The sequence below is a fragment of the Stenotrophomonas sp. HMSC10F07 genome, assembly GCF_001807895.1.
Lineage (GTDB): Bacteria > Pseudomonadota > Gammaproteobacteria > Xanthomonadales > Xanthomonadaceae > Stenotrophomonas > Stenotrophomonas sepilia.
This window is the reverse complement of record NZ_KV791361.1, coordinates 66,831-77,883: the sequence shown is the minus strand read 5'-3', so window position 1 is coordinate 77,883 and position 11,053 is coordinate 66,831. Positions and strand designations below refer to the sequence as shown.

Sequence of the window (11,053 nt, the reverse complement as noted above, 5' to 3'; positions counted from 1 at the left end):
GGGTCGGATCCGCAGGATCCGACCCCGGCACGCTTCAGCCGCCCAGGCGGAAGGTCGGGTTGGAGAGTTCGCGCAGGAAGTGGTTGAAGATGCTCGGCTGCATGGCCAGCATGAAGATCACGCCGAACGCCGCACCTGCCAGGTGCGCGCTGTGGTTGATGCGATCGCCGCCGCGCTTGTCCATCCAGATGCTGTAGCCGACGTAGAACGCGGCATAGATGATCGCCGGTGCCGGGATGAAGAACACCAGGATGATCGACCACGGCTTGATCAGGATGAAGGCGAACAGCACCGCCGACACCGCACCGGATGCCCCGAGGCTGAGGTAGTTCGGATTCTTCTGGTTCTTCAGGTAGCTGGGCAGGATCGAGACCAGCAGCGCGCCGATGTAGAACGCCGGGTAGGTCAGGTAGCTGCCGGTCAACTGCACCATCACGCTCTCGATGAATCCCCCGAAGAAGAACAGGGTGATCATGTTGAAGATCAGGTGCGACCAGTCGGCGTGGATGAAGCCATAGGTCACCAGCCGGTCGTACTGGCGATGGCGGTCGACGGCCGGCGGCCACAGGATCAGGCGGTCGGCCAGCTTGCGGTTGTTGAACGCCATCCACGACAGGATGGCGGTGATGGCGATCAACAGCAGATTGACGGGGGTCATGTCAGGCTCAGGCGCTACGGTAGTTGTCGACCATACGATAGCGTTTCGCGTACCAACCGAAGGCCAACGCCGCGACGAAGGCGAAACCGGCGAAGAAGAACATCAGGAACGCCGCTTCGCTCAGGCCCGTACTGGCGATCCTGTGGGTCACGGCATCGTTGCGCACGGCAGCGTTCGACAGCAGCACCCACAGGTTGCCGATGGTGGTGGTCAGGTTCCAGAAGCTCATCACCACGCCCTTCATCGCCTGCGGCGCCTGGCTGTAGGCGAACTCCAGGCCGGTGGCCGAGACCAGCACCTCACCGAAGGTCAGCAGCGCATACGGCAGCATCTGCCAGAAGATCGACATGGCGTTGCCGCCGTCCATCACCACCTGGATGCCGCCGACCACGATCCAGGCCAGGCCGCTGAAGGCGATGCCGGCGGTCATGCGGCGCAGCGCGGTCGGCTCGAAGCCGAAGCGGCGCAGGGCCGGGTACAGCACCAGGTTGTTGAACGGAATCAGGATCATCACCAGCAGCGGATTCAGTGCCTGCATCTGCGAGGCGGTGAACCAGCTCGGCATCTGCATCTGCTGGCCCTGCAGGACCCAGGTCGAGGCCTTCTGGTCGAACAGCGAGAAGAACGGCGTGGTCAGCGCGAAGATCACCAGCACGCGCAGCACCGAGCGCACGCCTTCCACGGCTTCGGCCGGATGCTGGCCGCGGGCGCGATCGAGCTGCAGCCAGGTGCCACCACCGATGCCCGCCAGGATCGACACCAGCGCCAGGCACAGGCAGATCACGATGCCCAGCGAGCCGACCAGGCCGAACGAGGCTGCAGCCAGCGCCAGGCCGAGCACGGCGATCACCAGGCCCGGACGGCCCTGGCCGGCCACGCGCGTGGTCAGCGCGGTACGCACCACGTTGGCGAACGAATGCGGATCCTTCGGCGGCAGCGGCACCAGCACGTAGCGCTTGCGGCCCAGCCAGAACACGAAGGTAGCAATGAACATCAGGATGCCCGGGATACCGAACGCCCACTGCGGCCCCCAGTTCTTCAGTACCAGCGGGATCAGCAGCGAGGCGAACAGCGAACCGAAGTTGATGATCCAGTAGAAGGCGTCGAAGACGATCTTGGCCAGGTGCTTGTTGCTCTGGTCGAACTGGTCGCCCATGAACGAGGCCACCAGCGGCTTGATGCCACCGGCACCCAGCGCGATCAGGCCCAGGCCGAGGAAGAAGCCCTCGCGGCTGTTCTCGAACAGCGCCAGGCACAGGTGGCCGGCGCAGTAGACCAGGCTGAACCAGAGGATCGTGTGGTACTTGCCGAAGAACCTGTCGGCCAGCCAGCCACCGAGCAGCGGGAAGAAATACACGCCGATCATGAAGCTGTGCATGATGTCCTTGGCTTCACCGGCACGGCCTTCCGCAGTGATTTCCTGCAGCAGCAGCGAGGTGATCAGGAACTGCACCAGGATGTTGCGCATCCCGTAGAAACTGAACCGTTCGCAGGCCTCATTGCCGATGATGTACGGAATCTGGCGCGGCATCTTTCCTTGGCCGGCGATGGGGGCGACTGCGTCGTGGCTCATCCTGTAAGGCATTCCTGCAAAGCGAAAGGCGCAAGGTTACCGGAACCGGGGCTTGCGAAGCACGCTGCAGGGCTGCATGACAACGGTGCCAATCCATGGCAGGCAGTGCAGGCCCTGCCGGAAGTCACGGCACCTGCACGACAAAAGCGTAAACTTATCGTTATGCGCCCCCTCGCCCCCGCCCGCCTCCTGCTCAGCTGTCTCGTGCTGCTGCCGGCGTTGCAGGTACAGGCGCGGCCGCAGGCGCCGGCCGCCGCCAGTGAGAGCGCGCCCCGGCAGCTGACCGTGGCCGCGCTGGAGTTGCCCAGCCGCGATGACGCGCAATGGAAGCAACGCCGCGAGCAGGTCGCACAACTGCTGACTGACCTGCAGCCGGACGTGATCTCGGTGCAGCAGGTGCTGCAGCAGCAAGGCCGCAACCCGGCCTGCTGGCTGGCCAGCCGGCTGCGCTACAGTTGCGACTTCGTCACCGCCGACCCACCCAGCCAGCCACTGCGGCATGGCAACGCCATGCTGACCCGGCTGCCGGTGAGCGAGGACGGCGTGACCCTGCTGCATCCTCCCGGCACCTTCAGTGCGGCCGGCATGATGCGGCTGAAGCTGGGCGAGGCGCTGGTCAACATCTATGTGGCGCGGCTGCGCCCGGACCCGGACGAGGCCACCGCCCGCCAACACCAGACCAGCGACCTGATGACCTGGATCGGCGCCACCGCCGAAGGCATGCCCAGCCTGATCGCGGGCGACTTTTCGGCCAGCACGGTGGAGCTGGTGCGTAGCACGCCCGGCTTCCAGCCGGCACGGCGCAATCCCGGCGGCCGCGCCGAGCCGCCTGCAGCCAGTGGTGGCGGCGCCAGTGGCCACGGCTTGGACGTGCTGTTCCAGGTCAAGCACTTCGGCGGCATCCGCCAGCAGCCGATCCTGCTGCCCGCCGACGGCGACCTGCCCGGACTGCGCCTGGGCGTGTTGGCAACCCTGCGCCTGCAGGACGATACGGCCACTGCCGAATAGGTCGTGCCGGCCGCTGGCCGGCTCCCCGGGGACCACACGATTGCGGGCCAGCGGCCGGCGCTACCGAATGAATCCTGCAACAGGAAAGGCCGGGGTCTCCCCCGGCCTTTCCACTCATCCCATCACCGCAATCAGGCGATCGCTTCCTGGTAACGGCGCTCGACTTCATTCCAGTCGATGACGTTGAAGAACGCGCCGATGTATTCCGGGCGGCGGTTCTGGTACTTCAGGTAGTACGCGTGCTCCCAAACGTCCAGGCCGAGGATCGGCGTGTTGCCTTCCATCAGCGGGCTGTCCTGGTTGCCGGTGCTCTCGACCACGACCTTCTTGTCCGGGGTCACGCTCAGCCATGCCCAGCCACTGCCGAAACGGGTCAGCGCCGCCTTGGTGAAGGCATCCTTGAACTTGTCGAAACCGCCCAGGTCCTTGTCGATGGCCTTGGCCACGTCACCCACCGGGTTGCCGCCCGCGTTCGGGGCCATCACGGTCCAGAACAGCGAGTGGTTGGCATGGCCACCACCGTTGTTGCGCACCGGACCCTGCAGGTTCTCCGGCAGCGACTTGAGCTTCTTCACCAGCTCTTCGACCGGCAGGTCAGCGTATTCGGTGCCTTCCAGCGCCGCGTTGACGTTGTTGATGTAGGTCTGGTGATGCTTGGTGTGATGGATTTCCATCGTCGCCGCATCGATATGCGGCTCCAGCGCGTCGTAGGCGTAGGACAGCTTGGGCAGGGTGTAGGCCATGATGCATCTCCTGATTGCGAGGGCACCCGACGATGTCGGGCGGTGCGCGGTGAATGATGGGGACAGACCCGCAGATTACCAAGGGGGATGTAAAGGAAATTGCGTCCTGCCAGTGAGCACGACGGCAATTGTTACGCAGCAGTGACGCGGCACCCTCCTCATGCGCCATGCAGCGCGCAGGCGCTACAGTGCGTGCACCACCCTCGCCCGCCCCTGCCCATGCGCAACCCCCGGCTGCTGATCACCGCCATCGCCCTGCTGCTGCTCGGCCTGGTCGCCAACCATTTCCTGCAGCGGCCGCCGACGCCACAGTTCGCACCGGACCTGCAGGGCACACCCGCCGCGCCTGCGCCGGCCGCGCCCGGTGCAGGTGACCACGGCCTGCCCGCGTTCCTGCCCACCGAAGCACGCCAGACCATTGCCCTGATCCAACGAGGCGGTCCATTCCCGCACCGCCAGGACGGCAGCACCTTCGGCAACCGTGAACAGCAATTGCCGCAACGTCCGCGTGGCTACTACCGCGAGTACACCGTCGACACCCCCGGCGCACGCACGCGTGGCACGCGCCGCATCGTCACCGGCGGCGATCCGCCGGAGGCGTGGTACTACACCGACGACCACTACGAATCGTTCCGCAGCTTCACCGTACCGGCCCAAGGAGCGCAGTGATGAGCCACGATGATTTCGGCCTCGGCCTGCATGACATCAATAATGCCGGCGTCTATGCCATCGACAGCGATGACATCGGCGCACTGGCCGCAGCAATGCGCGATGCCAGCCTCAAGGTGATCCGCATTGACCTGGAAGGCGTGACGAACAAGCGCACCCTGCTCGCCCGGCTCGCCGCGCAACTGGATTTCCCGGCCGGTTTCGGCGGCAACTGGGATGCACTGTCAGACAATCTGCGTGATCTGCAATGGCTGCCGGCCAACGGCTACGCGCTGTTCCTGGCCGACGTGGATGCACTGCGTGCCAACGCACAGAGGGACTTCGACACCCTGCTGGACGTGATGGATGAAGCCAGCCGCGATTGGGTCGGTCGCGATGTACCGTTCTGGGTGTTCCTGTCACAGAGCGCGTAGGGGCAACGCCCTGGTAGAGGCCGACCTTGGTCGGCATGGGCGTGTCCCCGCATGGATCATCCACGCATGGCGTGGATCTACCCGGCGCAGCTGGATGCACAGTAGATCCACGCCATGCGTGGATGCGCCGTCCTAGCGGCTGCCGTTGTCTTCCTGCAGTTCTTTCTTGAACGGAATGTCCGGCGGCGGCCGTGCCACGGCCGGCTGGTCCTGCATGTTGGGGTTGGTCAGGCCACAGCCACCGCCGGCCTGCAGGATCGAAATGACGCAGGAAATCCTCGTGTTGGTGCCCGGCAGTGGAATCTCCATCGCCTTGACGCCCTTGCGCACCCATTCGGCCAGCAGCGATTCCTGTGGCACCCAGTACTTGTCGAACGACGTCGGCGTGTAGTCGTACGGCGGACGTTTCAGCCATGTGCCCGATTGCGCGATGCGCTCCTTGCTCCAGCCGTCGTTGGCGCCACCGGGCGCACCTCGCTCGGCGTGGCCGTCGCCGTCCTGGCCCGGCACGCGTACGCTGCCATCGGCATTGAACAGGCCATTGCCCCTGCCGGCGGCACTGGCCTGGCGGGCACCGCCATTGCTGCCGTCGCGGCTGCGGCTGGAAGATCCCCAGTCATCGCCCTTGGCCGGTGTCGCCCAGTTGCCGGGATCGGGGGCCGGGCGCGCTCCTGCGTTTGCCGGTGTGCTGCTGGAGGCTGACGGACGCGTGCTGCTGCTCGTCTGCGCCGCGCGGCCTTGGGCCGCAGCCGCAGGCGTCACGGTGGCACTGCCACTGGAGGATGCCGGTGCCACCGCCGGTGCCGGGGCCACTTCACGCTCCCGCACCTGTACATCACGGCCGGTGGGCGCGCGTACGGCGGGCTCACGCCCGGCCACCGCCGCCATCCGCACCTGCGGATCGGCCACGGCCTGCACTTCACGTTCAAGCACCTGCACGTCCTGCTGTGGCACGCGAACCTGCATTTCAGGGCTGCGCAGCGGTTGGGGCGCGACGGGCGCTTCGACGATGCTGACTTCGCGTTCGCGCACCTGGATGTCACGCACCTGAGGTGTGCGCACGGCCAGCTCCGGGGTGCGCACCTGGGCAGGCGCCGGCGACGCGTGCACCGGCTGCACGCTGCGCTCGCGTACGCTGGGCGTGCTGTCCCGCGGCACGACGCTGACTTCGGTTCGCGGCACGCTGACCGGCGGCACCACGAAATCCGTGCTGGCCTGCGCCACCTCGGTGGCCTGGACCGGCGAAGGCGGCGGCGCGGCAACCGGCGCCGGCTCAGCTTCGGCTGGCGGCGGAGGAACACTGGCGGTCGGCGCGGATGCAGGGGAAGACGCAGCGGCTTCGACAGTCGCCGGGCGCGGGGCAGGAGCTGTGGCGGCACCGGCCTGCTGCCCCGTCGCAACCCGACCTGCCGCAGCGGCCGCAGCGACTTCGGCGCCTGGCTGATCGCCCCCGCCTTCCTGGGTCGCGCGGCCGACGAACTCCACCTGCACGCGCTCGCCCTCGGTACCCTGTTCGTCTGGCGCAGTGGTGCGGATCACCGCCACCCACAGCAGCAGCATGAAGAACAGCAGGTGCAGCAATGCGCTGATCAGTGCCGAGGTCCAGCGCATCCAGCGCTGGTCGCGTGGCGCAGCGTCCCAGTCCTGCCAGAACAGACGGCGCAACGCCTGCCACAGCGACAGCTGCGGCGATTGGCCTGGCCGGGCGGGCAGCGGACGCGGCAGCAATACCGCAATCATTTCGCGGGCGTGCAGCGGTCGCGGCAGCGGCCCCAGCGAGCGCAGCCACAACGCCCAGCCATAAGGCAGGCGCGTGGTCTTCTCAAGGACAGCGCGGGGCTGCTGGCGCACCAGCAGCAGATCGATGAGTTGCTCGGCCCGGCTCAGAGGCACGCGTCAGCGATCAGGCGACGTTGTCGCGCGGGATGTACGGCGCGTGGCCGCTGTCGTGGTCGGTCGCGTCGCGCACGGCGGTCACGCCCGGCACGCGGCCCATCAGGGTCTTTTCGATGCCCTGCTTGAGCGTCACGTCGGCCATGCCGCAGCCCTGGCAACCACCGCCGAAGCGCAGCAGCACCACGCCGTCGGACGAGACTTCCTGCACGGCCACCTTGCCGCCATGCGAGGCCAGCTGCGGATTGACTTCGTTCTCCACCACCCAGTGCACGCGCTCCACCAGCGAAGCCGCATCACCGGGCGCTTCACCCTTGATGCGCGGCGCCTTGATGGTCAGCTGCTGGGCACCTGCAGCGCCGGCGACGATGTCGATCTCGGCACCGTCGAGCCAGCCAACGCTGCCGGCATCGACATAGAGGGTGAAGCCATCGCAGTCCACCGCCCACTCGTCGCCCAGCAGGTCGGTGGGTTCGGCGAACTCCAGCCGCGCGTCGGCGCGCGGGGTACCGGGGTCGACCGCGCTCAGGCGCACGCCCATGCCAGGCACGCCCTCGCGTTCGATCAGCTTGCGGAAATGGGTCTGGGCAGTGTCGGAGATCTGGATCATCAGGCTATTCTAGCCAAGTAAGCGTCAGCCGCTCATTCGGTTTATACACCGTCCGGCGCATTGTTCAGTCAACACGAGGTGGAGATTCCCATGGCCGACCTGATTCCACTGGCCCAGGCCCGTTGCGTGCCACGCAAAGGCAGCGACCACAAGCTCGGCGAAGCCCGCCTGGCCGAACTGCTGCCGCAGGTTCCCGGCTGGGAGCTGAGCGAGGGCGGGCAGGCCCTGACGCGCACCTTCCGCTTCAAGGATTACTACGCCACCATGGCCTTCGTGAACGCGCTGGCCTGGATTGCCCATCGCGAGGACCACCATCCGGACCTGGGCGTGCACTACGACCGCGCGGTCGTGCGCTTTTCCACCCACGACGTGGGTGGCCTGAGCGAGAACGACTTCATCTGCGCGGCAAAGACTTCGGCCCTGACGGAGCAACTACCATGAACGTACGCTTGCTGAGCCTGTCCCTGATCGCTGCGACCGGCCTGGCCGGCTGTGGTTCATCCGAACCGCCGGCACCGCCACCGCCTCCGCCGACCGAAGTCGCAGCGGTGAAGACGCCGCCGCCGCAGTACCCGCTTGAACTGGCCTGCATGGGCGTGGGCGGCACCAGTACGTTCAAGGTGACCATCGGCACCGACGGCAAGCCGAGCGAAGTGGCCCTGCTGACTGGCGCCGGCAACCCGCAGCTGGACGAGCTGGCCAAGACTGCCGTGCAGGGCTGGCAGTTCAATGCCGCCACCCGCAACGGCCAGCCGGTGCCGGCCACCATCCAGGTGCCGGTCAGCTTCAACCCGCCGCAGCCGAAGCCGGACCAGTGCTTCGCCATTGAAGAGCGCCTGCGCCGCGGCGGCTGATCGCACGCACCCGACGAGGCCAGCCGGCGCCCGCCTCGCCCTCGCCGCCCCGGCCCTGTCCGGGGCGGCTGTCTGTTGACCAGGACTGCGTCGGTAGATGCTGCAGATTCCCCCCGAAAACATCTGGATTGCGCTGGCGGTCACCCTCGCGGCCGGCCTCGCCACTGCGATCGGCAGCCTGCTGGTGCTGTTCTCGCGCCGCCCCAACCCGCGCCTGCTGGCCTTTGGCCTGGCCTTCGCCGGCGGCGCGATGGTCTATGTGTCGCTGTCGGAAATCCTCAACAAGTCCATTGCTTCGTTCGCACTGGCCCATGGCGAGCGCACCGGTTTCACCTACGGCACCCTCGCGTTCCTGCTTGGCGTGATCGTGATCGTGCTGATCGACCACTTCATTCCCAACCCGCATGACAGCCTGGACAAGCAGGATCCCGCGTTCCGCGAGAACAGCCGCGAGTACCTGAAGCGGGTCGCGCTGCTGACTTCCGTCGCGATCACCGCGCACAATTTCCCGGAAGGGCTGGCGACCTTCTTCGCCACGCTGGAAAGCCCGTCGGTGGGCATGCCACTGGCCTTTGCGATTGCCATCCACAACATCCCCGAGGGCATCGCGATCGCGGTGCCGGTGTACTTCGCCACCCAGAACAAGGCCTATGCATTCAGCGCCAGCCTGCTGTCGGGTCTGGCCGAGCCGGTGGGCGCGGCGCTCGGCTACTGGTTGCTGTCCGGGTCGCTTTCGCACGCCACCTTCGGCTGGGTGTTCGGGCTGATTGCCGGCGTGATGGTGTTCCTGGCACTGGATGAACTGCTGCCGGCCGCCAAGCGCTATGCGAAGGGCCACGAGACCGTTTATGGGCTGGTGGCGGGCATGGGCACGCTGGCGATCAGCCTGGTGCTGTTCAAGTGGTGAGGGGTTTGCAGCCAACGGGCTGAGCCCCCTCGCGGCTGGTACGTCCCACAGTATCGAGAGGTCACGGGCGGGTATGGGCCTACGCTGCGGATGTCCGGGTCCGCCTTGTAGCGAGCCGAGCACCGCAGGTCCGGCGAGGGCGAAGAGGCGCGGGTGTCTGAGCGCAGCGAGTTCCGCGCCGTCCCTCGGCGGACCGAGGAGCGCAGGGCACCGGCGCGCAGCGCCGGCTCGCGGATGGCGGCGTGTTTCTTTGGTTACTTTCTTTGCACGAGCAAAGAAAGTGACAAGCCCACTCTCCGCAGGGAAGCGACGGCGCCGACCAAGCACCCGGCGCCGCCGAACCGCCGTCAGCGCAGCCGGTCCAGCGCCTCGACCAGCTCATCGGCCAGCGGCGCGTTCAGCACATACGGACTCTTGCCGTCATCCAGTGCAAACTCCAGCGAGGCCGCGTGCAGAAACAGTCGCTTCAGCCCGATCTGCTCACGAAGCCGCTTGTTGACCGCAGGATCGCCGTATTTGTCGTCACCGGCCACCGGATGGCCCAGATGCTGGGCATGCACGCGGATCTGATGGGTGCGGCCGGTTTCGATGCGCACCTCGCAGTAGGAATGGCCGCTGCGGCGCTCCAGCACCCGGAAGTGACTGATCGATTCCTTGCCGATCGCATTGACCTGTACATGGCGCTCGCCGCCTTGGCGCAGGCCCACGTGCAGCGGCGCGTCGACGGTCATCACGCCGTCCGGCATGCGGCCGGCCAGCAGGGTCAGATAGCGCTTGCGGATGCCGGCGCCGTGGTCTTCACGCAACAGCGCCTGCAGTTCGCTCAGTGCTGAACGCTTCTTGGCCACGATCAGCAGGCCCGAGGTGTCGCGATCCAGCCGATGGACCAGCTCCAGTGTCTGTCCCGGGCGCAAGGCGCGCAGGGTCTCGATGGCACCGAAGCTGATGCCGCTGCCGCCGTGGCTGGCCACGCCGGAGGGCTTGTTCAGGGCCAGCAGCCGGGCGTCCTCGAAGACGATGGCCTGCTCCAGGCGGCGCATGAACGCCTCCGGCGGACCGGCCTTGTCTCCTTCCTCGCTGAGACGGACCGGCGGCACACGCACCTCATCGCCCGCCTCCAGCTTGCGCTCGGCCTTGGCGCGGCCGCCGTTCACCCGAACCTGCCCACTGCGCACCAGCTTGTACACCAGGCTGCGCGGGGCTCCCTTCAGCTGGCCGAGCAGGAAGTTGTCCAGGCGCTGGCCGGCGCGGTCGGCGGGAACGGTGATCATGCGCACGGAAGGCTTGTCGCCAGCGGGTTTGGTCGGGTCTTGGGCGGTCATCAGGCTGTTTATTCTGTTACACTCGGGGGGCGAGATAAGGGATTGATTTCGTTGGAAGTTACTCAGGGCCAGAAGCCCAGCTTCCGACGAATCCGGCACAGTGCGCGACCACCGCCCGCGGGGCGGCCATGTTAGCGGCTCACCGGCCTTCCCGGCCATCGCCGGATGCCTGACACGCAACCGTGCTGAACATGTCCCGCGTGGCGCTCCAGCCTGGCTGACAGCTGCCTGCGGCCCTGCAACACCCAAAAACCCATAAGAGTGAAGCGCTCCCGCGGCCTGCCGTGGTGTCGTAGCGCTGGAAACCCAAGCCGCCCTCCCCGCGCTTGCGCGAATGGGCGGCGAGCCGTGTCCAGAGGCGAAACCCCATGGCGTTCCGCGCGGTAGCCGCTTGCGAGGAACG

12 protein-coding genes are annotated in these 11,053 nt (G+C 66.9%); 6 read left to right on the top strand and 6 right to left on the bottom strand.

The window, feature by feature from the left end:
• Window positions 1–34: 34 nt before the first annotated feature.
• Together HMPREF3114_RS07650 and HMPREF3114_RS07645 are read right to left on the bottom strand one after the other, a co-directional pair.
• Window positions 35–658 carry a rhomboid family intramembrane serine protease gene (locus HMPREF3114_RS07650; RefSeq protein WP_005417591.1) on the bottom strand — a complete coding sequence of 208 codons (624 nt, stop codon included), beginning with the start codon at window positions 656–658 and terminating at the stop codon, window positions 35–37.
• 7 nt (window positions 659–665) lie between these two features.
• Window positions 666–2,231, bottom strand: a complete 1,566-nt coding sequence (locus HMPREF3114_RS07645; RefSeq protein WP_005417593.1) for a POT-type proton-dependent oligopeptide transporter — start codon at window positions 2,229–2,231, stop codon at window positions 666–668.
• Window positions 2,232–2,393: 162 nt separating this feature from the next.
• Here HMPREF3114_RS07645 and HMPREF3114_RS07640 point away from each other — a divergent pair, with 162 nt between their 5' ends.
• Window positions 2,394–3,239: an endonuclease/exonuclease/phosphatase family protein gene (locus HMPREF3114_RS07640; RefSeq protein WP_032954310.1), complete on the top strand. Its 846-nt coding sequence runs from the start codon at window positions 2,394–2,396 to the stop codon at window positions 3,237–3,239.
• Between the two features lie 131 nt (window positions 3,240–3,370).
• Here HMPREF3114_RS07640 and HMPREF3114_RS07635 read toward each other — a convergent pair whose 3' ends face one another.
• Window positions 3,371–3,982 (bottom strand): superoxide dismutase, encoded by a 612-nt coding sequence (locus tag HMPREF3114_RS07635; protein WP_005410310.1) that lies wholly within the window; start codon window positions 3,980–3,982, stop codon window positions 3,371–3,373.
• Between the two features lie 219 nt (window positions 3,983–4,201).
• On the opposite strand from HMPREF3114_RS07635, the gene HMPREF3114_RS07630 reads away from it, so the two are divergent.
• Together HMPREF3114_RS07630 and HMPREF3114_RS07625 are read left to right on the top strand one after the other, a co-directional pair.
• Window positions 4,202–4,651, top strand: coding sequence for a guanyl-specific ribonuclease (locus HMPREF3114_RS07630; RefSeq protein WP_053497842.1), 450 nt, complete (start codon window positions 4,202–4,204; stop codon window positions 4,649–4,651).
• Window positions 4,651–5,064, top strand: coding sequence for a barstar family protein (locus HMPREF3114_RS07625; protein ID WP_053497844.1), 414 nt, complete (start codon window positions 4,651–4,653; stop codon window positions 5,062–5,064). The genes HMPREF3114_RS07630 and HMPREF3114_RS07625 overlap by 1 nt, the downstream gene beginning before the upstream one ends.
• A gap of 132 nt (window positions 5,065–5,196) precedes the next feature.
• Here the strand turns inward: HMPREF3114_RS07625 and HMPREF3114_RS07620 are convergent, their stop codons facing one another.
• Together HMPREF3114_RS07620 and HMPREF3114_RS07615 are read right to left on the bottom strand one after the other, a co-directional pair.
• Window positions 5,197–6,957: a hypothetical protein gene (locus tag HMPREF3114_RS07620; RefSeq protein ID WP_070489504.1), complete on the bottom strand. Its 1,761-nt coding sequence runs from the start codon at window positions 6,955–6,957 to the stop codon at window positions 5,197–5,199.
• Between the two features lie 10 nt (window positions 6,958–6,967).
• Complete coding sequence (locus HMPREF3114_RS07615) at window positions 6,968–7,567, bottom strand: NfuA family Fe-S biogenesis protein (protein ID WP_005417610.1); 600 nt, start codon at window positions 7,565–7,567, stop codon at window positions 6,968–6,970.
• Between the two features lie 90 nt (window positions 7,568–7,657).
• Between HMPREF3114_RS07615 and HMPREF3114_RS07610 the strand changes: the two genes are divergently transcribed.
• The 3 genes from HMPREF3114_RS07610 to zupT all read left to right on the top strand — a co-directional run bounded on the left by HMPREF3114_RS07610 (window position 7,658) and on the right by zupT (window position 9,328).
• Entirely contained in the window at window positions 7,658–8,008 is a 351-nt protein-coding gene (locus tag HMPREF3114_RS07610; RefSeq protein ID WP_021203009.1) for a 4a-hydroxytetrahydrobiopterin dehydratase, read from the top strand.
• A complete protein-coding gene (locus HMPREF3114_RS07605; RefSeq protein ID WP_053497847.1) occupies window positions 8,005–8,421 on the top strand; it encodes an energy transducer TonB in 417 nt (138 codons plus the stop codon). Before HMPREF3114_RS07610 ends, HMPREF3114_RS07605 begins: the two co-directional genes overlap by 4 nt.
• Before the next feature lie 97 nt (window positions 8,422–8,518).
• Entirely contained in the window at window positions 8,519–9,328 is an 810-nt protein-coding gene (gene zupT / locus HMPREF3114_RS07600) for a zinc transporter ZupT (RefSeq protein WP_005417614.1), read from the top strand.
• Window positions 9,329–9,675: 347 nt separating this feature from the next.
• Here zupT and HMPREF3114_RS07595 read toward each other — a convergent pair whose 3' ends face one another.
• Window positions 9,676–10,650: an RluA family pseudouridine synthase gene (locus HMPREF3114_RS07595; protein ID WP_005417615.1), complete on the bottom strand. Its 975-nt coding sequence runs from the start codon at window positions 10,648–10,650 to the stop codon at window positions 9,676–9,678.
• Window positions 10,651–11,053 lie beyond the last annotated feature (403 nt).